The sequence below is a fragment of the Pyxidicoccus fallax genome, from assembly GCF_012933655.1.
Taxonomy (GTDB): domain Bacteria; phylum Myxococcota; class Myxococcia; order Myxococcales; family Myxococcaceae; genus Myxococcus; species Myxococcus fallax.
Window position 1 is genome coordinate 1 of record NZ_JABBJJ010000246.1, and the last position, 19,026, is coordinate 19,026.

Here is a 19,026-nt window from a genome sequence, read left to right on the forward strand (position 1 = left end):
GTTAGGTGCTGCCGGCTGCGCTTCGCAGCGCGACCTGGCTGGCACCTTCAAAGAATTGACTGCGGTTTCCGCAATCTGTCTTCTACTTGGGCTTGCTATTTGGTTTTCAAAGACCGAGTCGCTTGTGCCGCCAACGACTTTTTGCTACCGTTGCTGCTCTTGCCGCCTGCCGTTTCAACCGGCGGGGCCGCATTCTTTATTCAGAGTCGCGTCCGTTGTCAACTTCGACTTTCGCGTCCTCTGCGGCCTCTCGAAGTCCCCAGCGCCGCCCAGTGGCTTCCGCTGTTTTCTTTCGAGGGGGCGCGGCTTGTACCGCTTCGCCGCCGTCCCTGTCAACCGCTGCTTCGTGACTTCCCCAACCGAGTCGCCCGCTGAACTTCTTCCCGGGCTTTTCTTCGTCGGGGGCGCGGCTTCTACTTCGTGGCCGCGTCTTTTGTCAACCCGCTGCGTTGACCGCCATATTCCAAATTTCGTTTGCTGCGACTCGCCGCCGAAGTGCCTTCCGCGCCAGTGCGCGGGCTTCGGTGCGAGGGGCGCGGCTTCTACCACCACCGCGTCTCGAGTCAACCTCTTCGTCGACCCGATTTCTTCCGTCCAACTTCCGAGCCCTGCTGCCTCGGTGGGGCGCGGCTTCTACCACCGCCGCGTCTCAGGTCAACAACCCTCGTCGACCCTTTTTCCGTCTGGCGCCGGGTGACGAGCACCGTGGCGTCGCGCGGAGGTTCAGTAACTAACGCGTCGTGACGTACCCGTCAATTGCTCTTGATCGAAGGTACAGGTCACATCCTCGTAATCGGGGATCTATGCAGCCCCTTCATGGGTGTGAACCCCCTCCCCCTGGGGCACCCTTTCCCCAGGAAAATCCGAGGTTTGCCGCTCGGACACCAGGCGGGGAGGCCTTCTCTAGGCGTCCAGGTCGGGCTTCGGGACGGACGCTCCTGGCAGATCTGCCCCGCTCGGAACTCCCGGCCGCCAGGCGGTGCCGAAGAGCCAGTCCGAGAGCGGGAAGGTGATGTTGAAGTTGTACCGCTGCATCTTCGAGGGGTCGTGGTGCGTCTGGTGGTGGCGCCGCAGCCGCTGCATCACCGGAAGCCGGGCCACGGGGTGCTCGGGGGGCAGGTGGTGGCAGAAGTGCAGCCACTCGTACGTGAGGTAGTACCCCACCGCCGAGGCCGCGAAGAGCCAGCCCACGTTTGGAGCGACGAGCGCGAAGCACAACGCCGCCAGCGGGGTGGCGATCGCTCCCAGGAAGAAGAGCAGCAGTACCGGCGGGAAGAGCACCATCTTCACGTCCCGGGCGGACTCGTAGGCGAGCGCCTCGTGGGTGAAGAAGCGGTGGTGCTGCTCGGTGTGTCGCTGGAACAGCAGCCCCAGCCCCTTGCGACGGTGGTGCATGGGCCCGCGGTGCCCGAGGAACTCCACCACGTTCCCCAGGAGGAAGACCGCGGGCACCGTCAGCCACTCGAGCGGGCGCACGCCCTCCAGCCGGGAGAGCGAGAAGCCGATGACGGCCAGGGAGCCCAGGCTGGTGAAGGCGAAGTGCGCCCGCCCCGAGTACCGCGGGCCGACGTACTTCGCGCGGTACCCCTCGCGGAAGTCCCGCACCCGTTCCGGAATGCCCTGCGTCGCCATGACTCCCCCCCGTTCGTCCTGGTGCTAGTCCTTCTGCCGGGCCTTCACCTTCTGCAGCTTCTTCATCCGGTCCAGGATGAGCGTGCGCTTGAGGCTGGACAGGTGGTCCACGAAGACGTGCCCGTCCAGGTGGTCGATTTCGTGCTGGAGCACGTGCGCGAGCCGGCCCTCCGCCTCCAGCTCGTGCCACTCACCCGTCTTGTCCTGGTAGCGCACCTTCACCTTGTGGAAGCGCGGGCACTTCTCCCACTCACGCGGGACGGAGAGGCAGCCCTCCTCCAGCGTGACGTTTTCCTTCTTCTCCAACACCTGCGGATTGACGATTTCGAAGAACGTGCCGTCCTCGCGGCCCACCAGCGCCACGCGCAGGGGCTCGCCGACCTGGTTGGCGGCGATGCCGATGCCCTCTGCTTCCTTCATCGACTCGGCCATCTCGTCCAGAAGCTTCTGGAGCGAGGGGCCGAAGTCCGTCACGGGCTTCGTGGGCGAGGTGAGAACCTTGTGGGGCCAGATGACGATGTCGCGAGCCATGGGGCGGAATCTGCCATGCAAGGCCGCCCGGCGCCGCGCCATTCCGCACGCCAACGGTCCGGAGGCGTACATCCCGCCCCCCTCCCCGGCCGCGGGGCCCAGGACACCGGGCCCCGCCTCCAAATGCCCCGGGAGGCTAGCGGGGGTCCGGAGACAGCAGGCAGTACATGGACGAGGCCGGCAGCGAGGCCCGGCGGTACAGCACCGAGTTGCCCGACTCCGTCCCCTCCAACCAGACCACGTGCGTCTGCGCGCCGCAGCGTGAGGACGTGATGGACGCCTCGCCCGAGTCCCCCGGCGTCGTGCGGCTCAGGTTCTCCGCGGCCCCCAGCGTCAGCCCGAAGCCCAGCGTGGCCCGCGTGTAGACCTCCCGCTCGCCGTTATACCCCTCCGTCCACACCAGCCGGACGCCCACCCCCGCCGGTGCCAGCCGCGCGTCCCGGGAGTCCGCCTCCGTCGCGCTCACGTTCACCGGGGCGAAGAAGGTGGCTCCCCCGTCCACGCTCAGCGCGAGGTAGATGTCCGACTCGTAGCGCTCCGGCGTCTGGCCCGTCCAGGACACGAACACCCGCGAGTCCCGCACCACCAGCCGCGCGTCGAAGGCCCGGGCCGGCGTCTGGCTCACCTTCACCTCGGGACCGAAGGTCTCGCCCGCGTCCGTGCTCTTGCGCAGCCGGACCTCACATGTGGGCCAGTCGCACTCGCTCCACAGCACGTAGACGTTGTTGCCCGCCACCGCGAGCTGCTGCTGGTCCGACTCGCCCTCCGTTTGGGTGAGCCGGAGGATGGGTCCGAAGGTGATTCCCGCGTCCGTGCTGCGCCGGAAGAAGAGGTCCGCGCCGTCGTTCCTGCCTCCGTCGTCCCACAGGACGTAGACATTCTCCCCCTGGGCCGCGAGCCGCACGCCGCCGTACTCGCGGTCGCGGTTCACGTCCTCGATGTCCGCGAAGACGCGGCCCGCCACCGGGCTGCGCACGAAGAAGATTTCCCCCACCTCGTCTTCCAGCGAGCGGTACCAGTCCATGTAGACGTTGTCGCCGCTGGCGGCCAGCTGCAGGCCGCCCTCCGGGTAGCTCGTCAGCTCCAGGACGGGGCCGAAGGTCGCGCCGCGGTCCTCACTCGAGCGGAAGCGCAAGCCGCCCTCCACCCACGTCAGGTAGACGCGGTTTCCGAGCGCGAGCACCCGCACGTCTCGCGCCGTCTCCTCGGGGGTGATGCCTTCCTCGCTGAGGTTGCGGGCCGCACCGAAGGTGGCGCCGTCGTCCGTGCTGCGCCGGTAGTACACGTCCCCGGCCCCCGCGGCCGCGTCCACCCATGCCACGTGCACGTCGCCGCCGAGCGCGGACACCTGCGGCTCCTGATAGCCCGCCGCCGTCGTGCTCAGGGGGCGCGTGGGCGAGAAGACCTGTGCCCCGGCGCTCCCGGGCAGTGCCCCCACCATCGCCACCGCCGCGGTCAGCAGCGCCCCCGCGAGCGTGCCGCCGCGAATCGGACTCGCCATGCTCCAACCCTCCCCGACGCCGCGCCATGCGGCGCTGTGTCGGGTGAGGTAAGGCCGTGCCAAACGCCTGACAGCGCCCCTCGGGGTGAAGCCCCTGCCCGCAGGTCAACGCAGGACAGTTGGGGCGCGCACACTGACAGGTCTGCTACACCGGCCCCATGCATCCGCACTCCCAGCTCATCTCGGACTTCTACTACGCGTTCCAGCGACGCGACGCGCAGGCCATGGCCGCCTGCTACCACCCGGACGTGGAATTCAGCGACCCCGTCTTCGTAGGCCTCCGCCACGGCGGCGTCACCGCCATGTGGCGCATGCTCTGCGAGCGCGGCAAGGACCTGCAGCTCACCTTCCGCGACGTCCAGGCCGATGACCGCACCGGCCGCGCCCACTGGGACGCGAACTACACGTTCAGCACCACCGGCCGGAAGGTCCTCAACCGCATCGACGCGGAGTTCGAGTTCCGCGACGGGAAGATTGTCCGCCACCTCGACCGCTTCGACTTCTGGGCGTGGTCGCGCCAGGCGCTCGGGCCCGCGGGACTGGTGCTCGGCTGGAGCCCGATGCTCCGCAACAAGGTCCGCGCCACCGCCAGGAAGTCCCTCGACAAGTACATGCAGGAGCACGGCATCCAGGGGCCGTGAGCCGGCTCCCGTGGCGCGTGCTATCTCGGGGAGGGCAGTGGCGACACATCCGGAGGCACCCAGCCAGTACGTGCCTCCGCCGAGTCCAGCGTCTCCTTCCGGTAGTGCCGCTCCAACAACCGTGCGTCGTCCAGCTCCGGCCTCACCTCCAGGAAGGCGTCGAACGGCGTCACGTCCGGCGCCGCGCCAAGCGCCACCCACACCAGCTCCACCCAGGCCCGGGTGAGCGTCTCGTGGTACTTCCCCGTCGCGCCGAGCGCCGCCGCGTAGCGCTGGATGAGGCCTCGGACCCGCTCCAGTCCGGCCTCGAAGCCGTGCTCGCGCAGGCAGAGCCAGGCCAGCCGCACGTGCGCCCGGTGGCGGAAGTCCGCGCCCGGGTACGTGGCCGCCTCTATCGCGGCGAGGAAGTCCGCGTCCGTCAGCTCCGCGTGGACCACCCCGGGGACTTCTTCACTTCGCACCGTCCGCGTCACCGATGTGCTCATCGTCCGCCCTCTTCCCGCGTGTCTTGCGCGTCGGCGGAGGGTCACCGCCTCGCGCTTCATCCGCTGCCCTTGCCGCGGGGCGCCTACGCACGGGCCAGGTGCGCTGGCGCCCCGCTCCTCACCCGCCGCCCTTCTTGCGTGCCCGGCGTGCCGGGCGTGCCGCGTCCCCCGCGTCGGCGAGCGCCGTGAGCCCCTTCGTGAGTCCCTCCACGTCTCGCGCGGACAGCCCTTCGAGCGCCGCCGCCTCCAGCGCCTCCAGGCGCCGGTGCACCCGCGTCGCCAGCGTCCGGCCGGCCGCCGTCAGCGACACCTGGAACGAGCGCCGGTCCTCCGGCCGCTGCTCCCGCCGCACCAGCCGCTTCGCCTCCAGCCGGTCCACGTAGCTGGTGAGCGTGGAGCGCTTGTGCGCGAAGGCCGCATGCAGCGCGCCCAGCGAGGTGTCTCCCACCTCCAGCAGGTACGCCAGCAGGTGCGCCTCCCCCTGCGACACGTCCAGCGGCGGCTCGGCGGCCTCCAGGAAGAGGCCGATGCGATGGGTGGCTCGGTGGACGTCCAGGACCAGGCGGAGCGGCTTCATCCTCCCCGCATAACACATGCTCCGATTTCGGAAGTTCCGAATTCGGAATAAATCTCCCTCACCCCGGGGGCCGTGCCCTGAAGGGCCTGGATGCTCTATCCTCCCGAACCATGTCGCCGCCGCCCGAGAACGAGACCGTGGACGTGCTGGACCTCTGGCTCCTGGAAGTCGCCATGGAGCTGCCCACGCCCCTGCACATGCTCGTGGAGCCCAATCCCCACGTCGCGCTCAACATGCCGGATGACCCGCGCTTCTCCCGGGAGGAACTCTGCGAGCGGCTGTCCTTGCTCGCCGAGCGCGGTCTCATCCGCATCCATGAGCTCCCCGATGGACTGGAGGAGCTGTACTCCCCGGAGGAGATTTCGCGCGCCATCGACGCGCGCAAGCCCCGCTCCTTCTTCGGTTATGAGCTGACGCCCGAGGGCGGCGCCGCCTGGGAGCGGCTCGCCCGTCCCGACTGGGGCCGATACGTCAACGCCGGCCAGGAGCCCACCGCGGATGACGCCCCGAACGCGTGGGTCATCGAGGCCGCGAGCCTCGAGACCGCCGAGGAGGAGCTCCGCTTCCACGAGCAGCTCGGAGACGAGAACCAGCCCGTCCACGAATCGAAGCGCGTCGAGGAGCTGGTCCCCTGGCAGGTCACCTACTGGAAGACCCTGCCACGCGGATACCGGCTCCATTACATCACCGTGCCCCGGCCTCGCGACGTCCAGCGCACGATGTCCGTGCCCGCCCGGCCTCCCTGGTACACGCGCGCGTGGCTGTGAGCACCTTCACTCCTTGCTCGACTCGTTGCATCGCTGGATGACCAGGGGACCGCTTCCCTCTCGCGCCAGCGTCGCCGCGCAGCGCACGTTCCCCATCCAGTCGAGGAACTCGAGGCCCACCGTCCCGTCGTCGTGCAGCAGCAGCGAGCTGTAGCCGTTGTTGCCCAGCTCCGGACGCACCCCCGTCCACTCCGGGAAGCGCGGCCTCGATTCCAGGAAGCGCACCGGCGCGGGGGCCACAGCGCCCGGCTCGGCTCGCCTCACCGGCAGGCCCCCGTGGCCCAGGCTCACGCCGAGGAACGGCAGCCCCGCTCCCCGGTCGAACAGCGCCCCGTGCGGCGTGCTCCCCCAGAGCCACAGGTCCGCCAGCGCGCGCTCCACCACCAGCGCCTTCAGGTCCTCCAGCAGCTCGGTGGTGCGCGGTGCCCCGTAGCGGTAGGGCGCGCCGTGGCTCATCACGAGGTTCAACGCCCCGCGCCGGCGTCCCTCCGTGAGCACCGACTCCAACCAGCCCAGCAGCGCCGGCTCTCGGTGCCGGCCCGGCTCGAAGTACGCCGTGTCCAGCCCGATGAGCTGAAAACGCTCCGAGGCGAGGCAGAAGTAGCTGCCCTCCTGCACCTGCCTTGCTCTCGCGGCGCCTCGCCGCTCGTCCAGGTAGCGGAAGTAGGGCGAGCCTCCCGAGCGCATCTCCGGGCTCGCGTTCAGCGTCAGCACCGTCGTCACCGGGAGCAGCGACTCCAGGGGCTCGGCCACGTGCGCGTCGAACTCGCCCTGACGGCCCGCGTAGTACACGCCGCCCAGGTGCACCGCGTACTCCAGCCGCTCGCCTCGCATGAGGAGCTGCCTCGCCACGTAGCGCGCCGGGTATTCGCCCGTGCCAAAGTCCGAGAACAGCGCCACCTCCACGGGACGGCCCGGCGCGGGCTCTCGCAACGCGTAGCGGAAGCGGCTGGCGTGGCGCGCGTCATCGTGCCGGCGGAAGGGCGCGGCCGACACCGAGGCCCCTCGCAGCCACGCCTTCCCCATGAAGAGCAGCCAGCCCCGCAGGTCCGCCACCGGCTCGAACTTCGTCCGCGTCGGGTCGATGGGGATTTCGTGCGTCATCAGCGGGAAGCGGAAGTCCGGCGGCAGCTGCACCGAGGCCTTCGCGCGGAAGGGTGGGTGACGCAGGGCCTGGAGCGCCTCCTCCGGCGCGCGGAGCGCCTGCTCCACCTCCTGCAGCACGCGCGCGAAGTCCAGCTCCGACACCGGGGCGCCCAGGCTCTCGCGCGCCAGATGCAGCACCTCGTCCGGCTCGCTCAGGAAGCGCGTGCGCAGCGCCTCCAGTTCCTCCGGTTCGAGCGGCGGCAGCTCGGGCGCCTCCGCGTCGACCACCTCACCGCTCACGCCCTCGAGGACGACTGCCCCCGATGGTCCCACCGCGCGCCCACGACGCGAGGCCGCTGGGGGGCGGTAACCCAGTGCCGCGAAGAGCTCCATCCGCTTGCTGTCCATGGGCACATCTTCCTCCGTGGCACTGACGGGAGGAACCGCACGCCCGGCCGAGGAGACATCTCCCCCCGACTTCTCGACTGTCGCCGCCGCATCTTCTCGCCCCTCCACACGGGGTCTCCCCCCGCGCCTGCAGCACCGTCCGGGTCATGGGCCACACCGCCTCCCATGCCCGGACCGGACTCCGCGCCTACTCCTCGGCCCGGGCCTCGGCCAGCGCCGCGTCCCAGGCTTCCCACTGCTCACTCGCGTCGCGCCGGTGGCCGTCGCGGTACGCATACAGCGTGTAGTACGAGCCCGTCGCGCACCCGGGCAGGCCCGCCGGGTTGAACACGCTGGTGCTCGACACCGTGCCACCCACGAAGCCCTTCGGCACATCCACCAGCTTCAGCGCGCACCCGGCCAGCACCAGCCCCGCCTGGGGCACGTCGTTGCTCACCAGCGTGCACGTTCCCAGCGCCGTGAAGTTCCCGTCCGGCAGGCTGAAGCGCGCGTAGAAGGGCACCTGCTGCCCCGGGGGAAACGTCGGGTCCGTCAGCCGCACGCACGCCGTTGCCCGGCCCACCCGCCTGCGCCCCTCGTACACCACCTTGCCGTCCCGCAGCCGGTGCACCGGCACGTACAGGCTCCCGCCCAGCTTCACCGTCACCGCGAACGGCGCCTGCGCGCACACCGCCGGGTCCGGTGGGCTCGCCGGGTCCTCCTCGGAGCGGAACTGGTACACCACCTCGTCGGCCCTCGCCTCGGACGACACCACCACCAGCGCCAACATCGCCAGCACCACCACCGCACTGCCGTGAGTACGCGACATGCGAACCCCTCCATTCGGACCGCGGGATTTGCTTCAGGTGATGTGCGCGAGCGCGGGCACACGTCTCCCGTTCGCTCTCTCCGAGAAGAGTGCGTCCGCCCTCCGCGCCTTGCTGCTCGTGTTCCGGCCGCTCTACTGCCAGGACAGCGTGTACTCGGTGTCGAGCGGCCCCGTCTGCCGGCCGTGCACCTGCACCTGCTTGCCGCCCACCGCCTCGATGACCGCCTGGAGCGTGCCCTCGTGGTAGGGCGGCGGCATGAAGTCGCGCTTCATGAAGAAGACGCCGCTCTTCTCACCCGTCCAGTTCACTCCGCGCTCGCCGTAGCTCACCGCCGCGCGGTAGCCCGCGTGCAGGTTGCCCAGGAGCCGCTTCGGGCTGTCGGCCGCCAGCAGCAGCAGCGTCTTGCCCGCCGTCGAGGACAGGAAGTCCGTCGTCGCCTGCACGCCCATGCGCCGCAGCGCCCCGTCGAAGCCGCCGAACTGCGGCCCCATCAACTGCGCCGCCGCGTAGGACAGCCTCAGGAACGAGGCCACCGGGTAGTTGAAGAAGTCAGTGAACTTCTTCTCCCCGCTGGCCGCCAGGCAGCGCTCCACCGCCACGTCGCCGCCGAGCGCGCGCACCGCGCCCACCACCCCGTTGAAGAACAGCCCACGCGCCGTGTCCTCTCGCGAGGCCAGCGCCAGCCGGGCTTCCAGGTCCTGCGCCACCTTCGGGTCGAGTCCTTCGAGAGGTCCGCTCTTGTCGCTCATAGCCGTACCAATTGCGCGCCGTAGTGGATGTTCGCTCCCACCGCCGCCACCACCACCAGGTCTCCGCCACCCAACCGCACGCGGCCCGATTCCAGGTCCTCGGCCAACAAGATGAGCATCCCCGCGGCGGACGTGTTGCCGTATCGGTCCACGTTGCACGCCACCGCCTCGGAGGGCAGGCCGGCGCGCGACACGAAGGCATCCATGACACGTTTGTTGGGTTGGTGGAAATAGTACCGCCGCACCTGCGAGCGCAGCTCCGGCCGGGGGCCGAGTACCGTGTCGAGGCACTTCTGCATGTACTCCGGATAGCTGCGCGCCACCTTGAAGCCGTCCACCACGAAGGCCATGTCCGCCGGGCGCATGCGCCCCGGCTGGTACGGCAGCTTCAGCAGGCCGCCGCCCTTGCGGATGACCAGGTCCCCGTGCGCGTTGCCGGAGAAGGAGGCCAGGATGCCCTCGCTGCCCGCCTCGCCGGGCTTCGCGCGGAGCACCACCGCGCCCGCTCCGTCACCGAAGACGTACATGGACAGGTAGCCCTGCAGCGTCTTCGGGCGGCCCGGGCCGGGGGGCAGCTCGTCCGTGTACACCTCGCGGTTGACGAGCGGCGACGTGAAGGCCGACGCCACCACCGCCACCGTGCGGAAGCGGCCGCCGTCCATCATCTTCTTCACCAGGTCCAGCACGTACGGCGTGCCGCCGCAGCCGTCGTCCACCAGCAGCGCGAAGGCGTCCTCGCGCAGCTCCAGCCGCCGGTGCAGCTCCATGGCGTCGTGGTTGAAGTGCGGCGCGTCCGGCGTGCACGTCACCACGAAGAGCGCGTCCAGCTCGCTCGCGGCCACGCCCGAGCGCTCCAGCGCCTGGCGCAGGGCCACCTCGCACATGTCCGTGTTGCTGGCCGGGTAGAAGTGCCCGTCGTTCTCCGGCGGAGGCACCGCCCGGCCCGCCACCTCGTCGATGTCCCAGAGGAAGCGCCGCTCGCGGACCCCAATCTTCTCCTCGATGCGCTCCGCCGGCCATCCGGGGATGGCTCGCGCGATGCGTGCGTTGCTCACGGCCCGTGAAGGAACGAAGGCTCCCGCGCCAACGACACACACATTGAATGTCATTTCATGGCCCTGTCATTTCACAGCCTCGCCGGATGGGATGGATTCCCTGGCCTTCCCCGGTTGAGCAGGATCCAGGCCACCGACAAAGTCATTGAAATGACTGTCACATCGTCCCGGAGGGTACTTCAAATTTGAAGCAGAAGCCCGCAGGCCCTCGCGCCAAGCGGTCGAAATTCCAGGAATCCTGGGTTGACTTCAGAAGTGAAGTATCAATGCGTGAGAATGAAGCCCCCGGTGAGCGGACTCTTCTTTCCGTGAGTCCCTGATTCACCACGGGTGTCGTCCACTACTCGCCACGGCGTATGACAGGGTTTCACGCGCGGGAAACCGGCTGTGTCGAACGTCGCTCCATGAGTGATTGTCATCAGCGCCCGGGCTTGGATCGCCCTCTCCTACGAATGTGCCGGTCCCCTGGATTGCCTCCCGGTCCTGGTTCCAGGTGCGTGCTGGAGCCTGGAGGCGGTGGCCGGGCCCGCCTCCCCCACCCTTCTGGTCGATGCGGGGACTCCGGGCGCGTGCCATCATCCAGGGCATCCTCTGGACGACCTCTGCCTGGAGCCCTCGCGAAGACCCGCGTGTCGACCCCCGAGACCAACCGCCGCAAGTGGCAGCCGCTCGCGCGGCTGATGTTCTTCGCCGCCGCCTATGCGCTGTCCGCCCGGCTCGGCGGGCTGCTCGTCTTCCCGCCCGAGCACGTGTCCGCGATGTGGCCTCCCAGCGGCGTGGCGCTCGCGGGCCTGCTGCTCACCCGCTCCCGGGAGTGGCCCGGGATGCTGCTGGGCGCCGCCGTGGCGGGCACCTTCGCCCTCCATCCCCACTGGCAGGCCTCGCCCTTCATGCTGGCCATCGCCGTGGGGAACCTGCTGGAGGCGCTGGTGGGCGCCACCCTCCTGCGCCGGCTGGTGCGCTTCCACGCCTCCCTGGACCGGGTGAGGGACGTGCTCGGACTCGTGGGGCTGTCGGCGCTTGGCAGCACCGCGCTCGGCGCCACCTTCGGCGTGGGCATGCTGGTGGCGCGCGGACGCCTGGACTGGGACGGCTTCTGGCACGCGTGGCGCGTGTTCTGGGTGGGTGACGCCATGGGCGTCCTGGTGGTGGCGCCGCTGCTGCTCACCTGGCTGGCGGCGGGCTCGACGTCCTGGCCGCCCCGGCGCCGGTGGGAGCTGGCGACGCTGCTGGTGTGCCTGGGCGTGGCCACGCACCTGGTGTTCCGGTCGCCGGAAACCAGCGGCCCGGAGGCCTCCGCCTTCCACCCGATGACCTACCTGGCCTTCCCCTTCCTGCTGTGGGCCGCGCTGCGCTGCGAGGCTCGCGGCGCCGCGCTGGCCACGGCGGTGCTGTCCACGGTGGCGCTCTGGCACACCGCGCGGGGCAACGGCCCCTTCGCGCTGGCGGCCTTCCACAACGTCAGCCTCGCCTACCTCCAGTCCTTCCTCGCCGGCGCCAGCATCTCCGGGCTGCTGCTGGCCAGCGCCCTGAGCGAGCGCCGCCGGGCCCAGGACGAGGTGAGCCACCTCAACCGGGAGCTGCGCGAGTCCCTGCGCACGCTCGCGGCCACGCAGGCGGAGCTGGTGCGGCGCGAGCGGCTGGCCGCGCTCGGCGAGCTGAGCGCCACCGTGGCCCACGAGGTGCGCAACCCGCTGGGCGCCCTCACCAACGCCGTGGCGGCCCTGCGCCGGATGACGCCCCAGTCCTCCGAGGGAAACACGGGCACCCTGCTGGCCATCATGGACGAGGAGGTGCACCGGCTGGATTTGCTGGTGAACGACCTGCTCGACTTCACCCGCCCCATGGAGCCGCGCCTGGAGCCCCAGCCCCTGCAGCCGGTGGTGGAGGGCGCGCTGGCGGCCTCCCTGCGCGCCAGCGGGCCCGACATCACCGTGTCACGCGCGGTGGACACGCACCTGCCTCCCGTCGCCGTGGACCCGCAGCTGCTCCACGTGGCGCTCACCAACCTCTTCACCAACGCCGTCCAGGCCATGCCCCGGGGAGGCACCCTCACCGCGAGGCTCGAGCCCGACATCCACGGCGGGACACCCCATGCCCGGTTGACCATCTCCGACACCGGGCACGGTATGGCGCCGGAGGTGAAGGCGCGCATCTTCGAGCCGTTCTTCACCACGCGCGCCAGCGGCATCGGACTGGGGCTCGCCATCGTCCGGCGCATCGTCGACGGCCACCATGGCGAGGTCGCCGTCCAGAGCGCTCCCGGCAAGGGCACCACCTTCACCGTGTGGCTGCCGTATGCCGGCGAGGCTCCCGCTCCGGCGTGAGGCCCGCGCGGGCCCCATGAAACACGGAAGGCCGACCCACCCGAGGATGGACCGGCCTTCCCACACGGCTCAGAACGGGATGTTGTCGTCGTCGCCCGGCGGGGGGATGTCTTCGTCGCCGAAGCCACCGCCACCGCCGCCACGGCCGCCGCCGTAGCCACCACCGCCACCGCCACGGCCGCCGCCGTAGCCACCCTCACCGCCGCCGCCACCACCACCCTGGCGGGCCATCTCCGCCTCGATGGCGGCCAGGAGCTGGCGCTCCTTGTCGTGCCAACGCGACTTGCTCGGGTCGTTCAGCGTGCGGCGCGCGCCGTTCGCATAGAACTCCAGGTCCTGCATGCTCGCGCCCGCGATGGGAGCGCCCTTGCTGCGGCCGTAGTTGGGGAACACCATGCCATCGCCGCCACCACCGCCGCCGCCCGCGGGGGCCGCACGGCGCGCGGCCGGGGCCGCCTCCGGCGTGCCGCCAATGGACATCTCTCCCAACGTCAGCGTGAAGCCCTCGCCGTTCCGGACCGCCGTGCCCACGCGCACCTGCTCCACGCGCCCGTCGGGGCGACGCACCGCCACGGTGACTGGATATTGCTCGCTCATGCGGCCCGAATCCCACCACCGGACGGGCACTGTCAACGACGGCGCGTACGAGGATGTCCGGCAGCGAGCCGCTCGCCTGGAGTGCGTTCGCGGCCGCCCGGAACCCGTCCGGAGGAGAACTCCCGACGGCCTCCACGAGCGGCGCCTGGCGCGCCCCTCGGAAGCCCACGGGAACTGGATGTGGCGGGTCCAGGGAACGGCGCCCCGCCTCTCACGTCAGTGCAGGGAGACCAGGCCGCTCTTGTTGCCCTTCTTGCGCACCCACGCCTTGGGCTTGGGCGGCGCGGCGGGCTTGGGCGGCTCGATGGGAGCCCCTTCCTTCAGCGCCTTGCTCGCGGCCCGGCCGCGCGGCAGCGCCACCTCGCGCACGGACTGCGGCGACGCGTCGTCCACCCACTCCGCCGGCCGGCGGTTGGTGCGCATCAGCAGCCGCAGCTTCTGGTAGTGCGCCGAGCAGTAGCCCTTCGAGCGGCTCGGCCGCTTGCAGCCGATGATGGCGCAGGACCGCGCGCCCTCGTCCGCCCGCGCGCGCTTCACCGGCGCCGCGGCCACCACCGGCGCCTTCTTCGCCGCCGGAGCCCGGCCCGGTGCCGCGACCGCCGCCTTCCGCCGGCCTCGTCCCGCTCCGCGCGTCGACGCGGGCTCGGGAATCACCGAGGGCGTCCTCACCCCCGCCATGGAGCCCAGCCGGCTGGTCAGCGGCGCCAGGCGATACGTCGCCGAGCGCAGCATCTCCAGCGCCGCCAGGCCCTCATCCATGCGACGCACGGCCGCCTGCAACGGCGCCATCCGCGCCTGCAGCTCGTCGCGGAACATCTCTCCAAGGGCTTTCGCGATATCCATCGCGGGAGAGAATACACGCCGCCCCGGGCTCCGCGCGCCTGAAATCCATACAGAGCCAGCCTCAACGGTTGGCCAGCGGTCGAAGCCATACATCCCGGCGGGTCACGCTGTATCAGGAAGAGACGCTCTCACCCCCGCGCCTGGGACGCGGGCGCGGGCCGCGTCTCCGTCACCGGGGCCGCGGACTCCACCGGCTCGCGCTCGGGAGGCAGGGTGGCGGACGTCACGCCGCAGGCACGCAGCGCCATGGAGAGCGCCCACACCACCAGCAGTGTCGGTACGAACGGGTGACCCACGACGACGCCTCCAGGAAGGTCCGGCCTTGTCTCCACGACGTGCCGAGCGGGATTTCTTGCGAAACGCCGCCCGGCTGCTCGTGCAATACGGACGAACCTATCCTTCCGGTCTGACGTGCCCGGAGGGGCAGTTCCGGGGTACGGCGAGCCCCGGAAGGGGCCCTCGGGAGCCCGGCTCCAGGGTGGGGAGACGAGCGCGCCCCCGCGACGGCGCGGCGGGTGTTAAAGGAGACGGGCCATGACTCCGGTTCCCAACCCCGTCCGTTTCAAAGGCACCGATTCCTACCTGACCAACGAGGGCCTCCAGGCCGCGGTCAACTGCGCGCTGACGCTCCAGCGGCCCCTCCTCGTGAAGGGCGAGCCCGGCACGGGCAAGACGCTGCTGGCCGAGGCCATCGCCCAGGCGCTGGGCCACCGGCTGCTCACCTGGCACGTGAAGAGCACCACCCGCGCCCAGGACGGCCTCTACGTCTACGACACCGTGCAGCGCCTGTACGACTCGCGCTTCGGCGACGGCGACGTGAAGGACATCCGCCGCTACATCCGCATGGGCCCCCTGGGCGAGGCGTTCTCCTCGCCCGAGCGCGTGGTGCTCCTCATCGACGAGGTGGACAAGGCGGACCTGGAGTTCCCCAACGACCTGCTCCACGAGCTGGACCGGATGCGCTTCCGCGTCACCGAGACGAATGACGAGGTGGCGGCGAAGCACCGCCCGGTGGTGGTGATTACGTCCAACAACGAGAAGGAGCTGCCGGACGCCTTCCTGCGCCGGTGCGTGTTCCACTTCATCGACTTCCCGGACGCGGAGCTCATGCGCCGCATCGTCGCCGTGCACCACCCGGGGCTGGACGCCACGCTGACGGAGCAGGCGCTGAAGGTCTTCTACGAGCTGCGCGCCTTCACCCGCCTGCGCAAGCGGCCCTCCACCAGCGAGCTCATCGACTGGATTGCCGTGCTCAAGTCCCAGGGCGTCACCGACATCAAGCTCGATGAGAACCTGCCGTTCCTCGGGGCCCTGCTGAAGAAGGAGCAGGACCTGGTGTCCGTGGCCGAGGCCTTCGGACGCGGCCGTCGTCCCCGGGCGTAAGGAAGAGGAGGCGCGCGCGATGTACCTGCCATTCTTCTACGAGCTGCGCCGGCGCGGGCTGAAGGTGGGCGCGCAGGAGGCGCTCGCGCTGGCGGGGGCGCTCCAGGCGGGCCTGCACGACAGCAGCCTGGACGGCTTCTACCACGTGGCGCGCGCGCTCCTGGTCCACTCGGAGACGCAGCTCGACACGTTCGACCAGGCCTTCCTCGCGCACTTCAAGGGCGTGGAGACCGCCGGCCTGGAGCTGACGCAGGAGCTGTTGTCCTGGCTGGAGGAGGCCCGCGAGCGGCCGGACCTGTCCCCCGAGGAGCTGGCGCTGCTGGAACAGCTGGACCCGGAGGAGATCCGCCGGATGTTCGAGGAGCGCCTGCGCGAGCAGCAGGAGCGCCACGACGGCGGCAACCGGTGGATTGGCACGGGTGGCACGTCGCCCTTCGGCAACGGCGGCTTCGCGCGCGAGGGCATCCGCGTGGGCGGCAAGGGCGGCCGGCAGGGCATGGCGCTGATGCAGGCGGGGGCGCGCAAGTACGCGGGCTACCGCGATGACCTGGTGCTGGACACGCGGCAGATGGCGGTGGCGCTGCGCAAGCTGCGGGCCTTCGCCCGGGACGGCTCGCCAGACGAGCTGGACGTGGACGAGACCATCGCCGCCACCGCGAAGAACGCGGGCGAGCTGGAGGTGGTGACGCGCCCGCCGCGCAGGCCCAACACGCGCGTGGTGCTGGCCATGGACGTGGGCGGCTCCATGGACCCGTACGCGGCGGTGATGAGCCGGCTGTTCAGCGTCGCGAGCCAGGCCACGCACTTCAAGGAACTGCGCATCTTCTACTTCCACAACTGCGTGTACGGGAAGCTGTACGCCACCCCGCAGCTCACCGGCGGCATGACGATTCCGGAGCTGACCGCGCAGGTGGGACGGCACCACAAGCTCGTCATGGTGGGCGACGCCTCCATGGCCCCGTACGAGCTGTCCATCCGCACCGACGCGGAGGGGCACTACAAGGCGGACGGGCTGGAGGGGCTGACGTGGCTGATGCAGCTGGCGCAGCACTTCGAGCGCAACGTCTGGCTCAACCCCGAGCCCCTGGGCACGTGGCGCTCGGGCACCATCTCCGTCATCGCGCGCGTCTTCCCCATGTTCCCCCTCACCGTGGAGGGCCTGGGTGAGGCGGTGGCGCACCTGACGCGCGGGCGCACCGTGAAGGGCGTGGCGGCGCGGCGCTGAAGAGGCCTCGCCAGGATTCATTCCCCCTGCCCTCCGGGGCAGGAATTCCCGGTGCCTCGTGGACTGCCGGACGGCCGGGTGGGCGGGGCGCGTGTTTGGTGCGGCGCCCGGGCTCCAGTTACGGCATGGTGCGCCGCACGCGAGCGGGAGCGCGAGGACACCATGACGACCGACAAGCAGGACGTGCTGTGCATCAACACCATCCGCACCCTGGCCATGGATGCGGTACAGCAGGCCCACTCGGGCCACCCGGGGGCGCCCATGTCCCTGGCCCCCGTGGCCTATCAGCTCTGGCAGCAGGAGCTGCGCTACGACCCGTCCCACCCCATCTGGCCGGACCGTGACCGGTTCATCCTCTCCAACGGCCACGCCTCCATGCTGCTGTACGCGCTGCTCCACCTCGCCGGGGTGAAGCGCGTCACCCGGGAATACGGCATCGAGGACACCCCCACGGTGTCGCTCGACGACATCAAGAAGTTCCGCCAGCTCGACTCGTCCACCCCGGGCCACCCGGAGTACCGGTGGACCAGCGGCGTGGAGACCACCACCGGCCCCCTGGGCCAGGGTGTCGCCAACAGCGTGGGCATGGCCATGGCCAGCCGCTGGCTCGCCGGCTACTTCAACCGCCCCGGCTTCGAGCTGTTCAGCTACGACGTCTACGCCATCTGCGGTGACGGCGACCTCATGGAGGGCGTCGCCTCCGAGGCGGCTTCCGTCGCCGGCCACCTCCAGCTGCCCAACCTCTGCTGGATCTACGACTCCAACCACATCTCCATCGACGGCAGCACCGACCTGGCCTTCACCGAGGACGTGGGCCGCCGCTTCGAGGGCTACGGCTGGCGCGTGCTCCGCGTGGCCGACGCCAATGACCTGACGGCCCTGGGCGAGGCCCTGCGCACCTTCAAGACGATGCGCGGCAAGCCCACGCTCATCATCGTCACCACGCAGATTGCCTACGGCGCGCCCAAGCTCCAGGGCTCCGCGAAGGCCCACGGCGAGCCGCTGGGCGACGAGGAAATCAAGGGCACCAAGCGCAACTATGGCTGGCCCGAGGACGCGAAGTTCCTCGTCCCCGACGGCGTGCGCGAGCACTTCCAGGCGCGCATGGGCAACCGCGGCAAGCAACTGCGCGAGGCCTGGGTGCAGCGCTTCGCCGAGTACCGCAAGCAGTTCCCCGAGCTGGCCGACCAGCTGGAGCGCATGCAGCGCCGCGACACGCCCAAGGGCTGGGACGCGGAGCTGCCCTCGTTCCCCGCAGACGCCAAGGGCATGGCCACCCGCGAGTCCAGCGGCAAGGTGCTCAACGCCGTGGCCAAGCATTACCCATGGATGGTGGGCGGCTCGGCGGACCTGAACCCGTCCACGAAGACGTACATCACCGGCTCGGACGCGATGAAGCCGGGCGAGCACGCCGGCCGCAACGTGCACTTCGGCGTGCGCGAGCACGCGATGGGCTCCATCGTCAACGGCCTGTGCCTCAGCAAGCTGCGCGGCTATGGCGCCACGTTCCTCATCTTCAGTGACTACGAGCGCCCCGCCATCCGCCTGTCCGCGCTGATGGAGCTGCCCGCGCTGCACATCTTCACGCACGACTCCATCGGCCTGGGCGAGGACGGCCCCACGCACCAGCCCGTGGAGCAGCTGGCCTCCCTGCGCGCGATTCCCGGCATCATCGTGCTGCGCCCCGCCGACGCCAACGAGGTGGTGGAGGCGTGGCGCGTGATTGGCGAGCAGCGCAAGCACCCGGTGGTGCTCGTGCTCACCCGCCAGCCGGTGCCCACGCTGGACCGCACGAAGTACGGCGCGGCCTCGGGTGTGGCGCGCGGCGGCTACGTGGTGGCGGACGCGGAGGGTGGCAAGCCGGAGCTCATCCTCATCGGCACGGGCAGCGAGGTGCACCTGTGCCTGGATGCCTACGAGAAGCTCAAGGCCGAGGGCATCAAGGCCCGCGTGGTGAGCCTGCCCTCGTGGGAGCTGTTCGAGCAGCAGCCCCAGGAGTACCAGGACAGCGTGCTGCCTCCGGACGTGAAGGCCCGCGTCGCCGTGGAGAAGGCCGCCGCCTTCGGGTGGGAGCGCTGGGTGGGGTTCGCCGGCAACGTCATCGCCATGCGCAGCTTCGGCGCGTCCGCGCCCATCAAGGCGCTGCAGCAGAAGTTCGGCTTCACCGTGGACAACGTGGTGCAGGTGTCCAAGGACACGCTGGCGAAGGCGAAGAAGTAGGCGCCTGAAAAGGAAAACGCCCCGGACCCGTCCCCCGACAGGTCCGAGGCGCCAACGCGTCTCTGCTGCTTCATCAGGACTCCCGGGCCATCCCCCCGGACAACCCGGCAGTCCACTCCGGGTCGCCCCCCGGCGACCCGGCCCTTCTGGGCCCCATGCCCCCCGGCATGAGGCCCGGACTCTTCCGAGC

The 19,026-nt window shown here is 70.4% G+C and carries 18 protein-coding genes; 6 read left to right on the top strand and 12 right to left on the bottom strand.

The features are described from left to right. Positions 1-903: 903 nt before the first annotated feature. From HG543_RS37240 to HG543_RS56560, 3 genes are all read right to left on the bottom strand, one after another. Positions 904-1,632 (bottom strand): sterol desaturase family protein, encoded by a 729-nt coding sequence (locus HG543_RS37240; RefSeq protein WP_169349679.1) that lies wholly within the window; start codon positions 1,630-1,632, stop codon positions 904-906. A 24-nt stretch (positions 1,633-1,656) separates the two neighbouring features. Further along, complete coding sequence (def, locus tag HG543_RS37245; RefSeq protein WP_169349680.1) at positions 1,657-2,163, bottom strand: peptide deformylase; 507 nt, start codon at positions 2,161-2,163, stop codon at positions 1,657-1,659. A gap of 136 nt (positions 2,164-2,299) precedes the next feature. Continuing rightward, positions 2,300-3,664, bottom strand: coding sequence for a sialidase family protein (locus HG543_RS56560; protein WP_211194413.1), 1,365 nt, complete (start codon positions 3,662-3,664; stop codon positions 2,300-2,302). Between the two features lie 158 nt (positions 3,665-3,822). Between HG543_RS56560 and HG543_RS37255 the strand changes: the two genes are divergently transcribed. Beyond that, positions 3,823-4,305 (top strand): nuclear transport factor 2 family protein, encoded by a 483-nt coding sequence (locus HG543_RS37255; protein WP_169349681.1) that lies wholly within the window; start codon positions 3,823-3,825, stop codon positions 4,303-4,305. A 20-nt stretch (positions 4,306-4,325) separates the two neighbouring features. Here the strand turns inward: HG543_RS37255 and HG543_RS37260 are convergent, their stop codons facing one another. Both HG543_RS37260 and HG543_RS37265 read right to left on the bottom strand, forming a co-directional pair. Further along, positions 4,326-4,790, bottom strand: coding sequence for a hypothetical protein (locus HG543_RS37260; RefSeq protein WP_169349682.1), 465 nt, complete (start codon positions 4,788-4,790; stop codon positions 4,326-4,328). 118 nt (positions 4,791-4,908) lie between these two features. Continuing rightward, positions 4,909-5,367 carry a MarR family winged helix-turn-helix transcriptional regulator gene (locus tag HG543_RS37265; RefSeq protein WP_169349683.1) on the bottom strand — a complete coding sequence of 153 codons (459 nt, stop codon included), beginning with the start codon at positions 5,365-5,367 and terminating at the stop codon, positions 4,909-4,911. A gap of 110 nt (positions 5,368-5,477) precedes the next feature. Between HG543_RS37265 and HG543_RS37270 the strand changes: the two genes are divergently transcribed. Beyond that, positions 5,478-6,134, top strand: coding sequence for a hypothetical protein (locus HG543_RS37270; RefSeq protein WP_211194414.1), 657 nt, complete (start codon positions 5,478-5,480; stop codon positions 6,132-6,134). Between the two features lie 6 nt (positions 6,135-6,140). On the opposite strand, the gene HG543_RS37275 is transcribed toward HG543_RS37270, so the two are convergent. From HG543_RS37275 to HG543_RS37290, 4 genes are all read right to left on the bottom strand, one after another. Continuing rightward, the gene (locus HG543_RS37275) at positions 6,141-7,628 is read right to left on the bottom strand and encodes a hypothetical protein (protein ID WP_169349684.1); all 1,488 of its coding nucleotides are present in this window, start codon (positions 7,626-7,628) and stop codon (positions 6,141-6,143) included. Positions 7,629-7,815: 187 nt separating this feature from the next. Continuing rightward, positions 7,816-8,436: a hypothetical protein gene (locus tag HG543_RS37280; RefSeq protein ID WP_169349685.1), complete on the bottom strand. Its 621-nt coding sequence runs from the start codon at positions 8,434-8,436 to the stop codon at positions 7,816-7,818. A 132-nt stretch (positions 8,437-8,568) separates the two neighbouring features. After that, complete coding sequence (locus tag HG543_RS37285; RefSeq protein WP_169349686.1) at positions 8,569-9,186, bottom strand: DUF2378 family protein; 618 nt, start codon at positions 9,184-9,186, stop codon at positions 8,569-8,571. Then, positions 9,183-10,295, bottom strand: a complete 1,113-nt coding sequence (locus HG543_RS37290; protein ID WP_169349687.1) for a 3-oxoacyl-ACP synthase III family protein — start codon at positions 10,293-10,295, stop codon at positions 9,183-9,185. Before HG543_RS37290 ends, HG543_RS37285 begins: the two co-directional genes overlap by 4 nt. A 575-nt stretch (positions 10,296-10,870) precedes the next feature. Between HG543_RS37290 and HG543_RS37295 the strand changes: the two genes are divergently transcribed. Next, positions 10,871-12,568, top strand: a complete 1,698-nt coding sequence (locus tag HG543_RS37295; protein WP_169349688.1) for an MASE1 domain-containing protein — start codon at positions 10,871-10,873, stop codon at positions 12,566-12,568. A gap of 69 nt (positions 12,569-12,637) precedes the next feature. Here HG543_RS37295 and HG543_RS37300 read toward each other — a convergent pair whose 3' ends face one another. From HG543_RS37300 to HG543_RS37310, 3 genes are all read right to left on the bottom strand, one after another. Further along, on the bottom strand, positions 12,638-13,165 hold the full coding sequence (locus HG543_RS37300) for a hypothetical protein (protein ID WP_169349689.1): 528 nt from the start codon (positions 13,163-13,165) through the stop codon (positions 12,638-12,640). Between the two features lie 216 nt (positions 13,166-13,381). After that, the gene (locus tag HG543_RS37305) at positions 13,382-14,008 is read right to left on the bottom strand and encodes a vegetative protein (RefSeq protein ID WP_169349690.1); all 627 of its coding nucleotides are present in this window, start codon (positions 14,006-14,008) and stop codon (positions 13,382-13,384) included. Positions 14,009-14,136: 128 nt separating this feature from the next. Further along, positions 14,137-14,304, bottom strand: a complete 168-nt coding sequence (locus HG543_RS37310; protein ID WP_169349691.1) for a hypothetical protein — start codon at positions 14,302-14,304, stop codon at positions 14,137-14,139. 238 nt (positions 14,305-14,542) lie between these two features. Here HG543_RS37310 and HG543_RS37315 point away from each other — a divergent pair, with 238 nt between their 5' ends. From HG543_RS37315 to tkt, 3 genes are all read left to right on the top strand, one after another. Beyond that, positions 14,543-15,391: an AAA family ATPase gene (locus tag HG543_RS37315; RefSeq protein WP_169349692.1), complete on the top strand. Its 849-nt coding sequence runs from the start codon at positions 14,543-14,545 to the stop codon at positions 15,389-15,391. 19 nt (positions 15,392-15,410) lie between these two features. Continuing rightward, on the top strand, positions 15,411-16,616 hold the full coding sequence (locus tag HG543_RS37320; RefSeq protein ID WP_169349693.1) for a vWA domain-containing protein: 1,206 nt from the start codon (positions 15,411-15,413) through the stop codon (positions 16,614-16,616). Between the two features lie 162 nt (positions 16,617-16,778). Further along, a complete protein-coding gene (tkt, locus tag HG543_RS37325) occupies positions 16,779-18,836 on the top strand; it encodes a transketolase (RefSeq protein ID WP_169349694.1) in 2,058 nt (685 codons plus the stop codon). The last annotated feature ends 190 nt before the right edge of the window (positions 18,837-19,026 follow it).

What these genes read in the sequence shown, in the direction of transcription:
- HG543_RS37305 (WP_169349690.1), bottom strand. Translation starts at nt 14,008, where the DNA reads ATGGATATCGCGAAAGCCCTTGGAGAGATGTTCCGCGACGAGCTGCAG.
- tkt (WP_169349694.1), top strand. Translation starts at nt 16,779, where the DNA reads ATGACGACCGACAAGCAGGACGTGCTGTGCATCAACACCATCCGCACC.
- HG543_RS37280 (WP_169349685.1), bottom strand. Translation starts at nt 8,436, where the DNA reads ATGTCGCGTACTCACGGCAGTGCGGTGGTGGTGCTGGCGATGTTGGCG.
- HG543_RS37270 (WP_211194414.1), top strand. Translation starts at nt 5,478, where the DNA reads ATGTCGCCGCCGCCCGAGAACGAGACCGTGGACGTGCTGGACCTCTGG.
- HG543_RS37275 (WP_169349684.1), bottom strand. Translation starts at nt 7,628, where the DNA reads ATGGACAGCAAGCGGATGGAGCTCTTCGCGGCACTGGGTTACCGCCCC.
- HG543_RS56560 (WP_211194413.1), bottom strand. Translation starts at nt 3,664, where the DNA reads ATGGCGAGTCCGATTCGCGGCGGCACGCTCGCGGGGGCGCTGCTGACC.
- HG543_RS37265 (WP_169349683.1), bottom strand. Translation starts at nt 5,367, where the DNA reads ATGAAGCCGCTCCGCCTGGTCCTGGACGTCCACCGAGCCACCCATCGC.
- HG543_RS37290 (WP_169349687.1), bottom strand. Translation starts at nt 10,295, where the DNA reads ATGACATTCAATGTGTGTGTCGTTGGCGCGGGAGCCTTCGTTCCTTCA.
- HG543_RS37300 (WP_169349689.1), bottom strand. Translation starts at nt 13,165, where the DNA reads ATGAGCGAGCAATATCCAGTCACCGTGGCGGTGCGTCGCCCCGACGGG.
- def (WP_169349680.1), bottom strand. Translation starts at nt 2,163, where the DNA reads ATGGCTCGCGACATCGTCATCTGGCCCCACAAGGTTCTCACCTCGCCC.
- HG543_RS37315 (WP_169349692.1), top strand. Translation starts at nt 14,543, where the DNA reads ATGACTCCGGTTCCCAACCCCGTCCGTTTCAAAGGCACCGATTCCTAC.
- HG543_RS37260 (WP_169349682.1), bottom strand. Translation starts at nt 4,790, where the DNA reads ATGAGCACATCGGTGACGCGGACGGTGCGAAGTGAAGAAGTCCCCGGG.
- HG543_RS37320 (WP_169349693.1), top strand. Translation starts at nt 15,411, where the DNA reads ATGTACCTGCCATTCTTCTACGAGCTGCGCCGGCGCGGGCTGAAGGTG.
- HG543_RS37255 (WP_169349681.1), top strand. Translation starts at nt 3,823, where the DNA reads ATGCATCCGCACTCCCAGCTCATCTCGGACTTCTACTACGCGTTCCAG.
- HG543_RS37285 (WP_169349686.1), bottom strand. Translation starts at nt 9,186, where the DNA reads ATGAGCGACAAGAGCGGACCTCTCGAAGGACTCGACCCGAAGGTGGCG.
- HG543_RS37240 (WP_169349679.1), bottom strand. Translation starts at nt 1,632, where the DNA reads ATGGCGACGCAGGGCATTCCGGAACGGGTGCGGGACTTCCGCGAGGGG.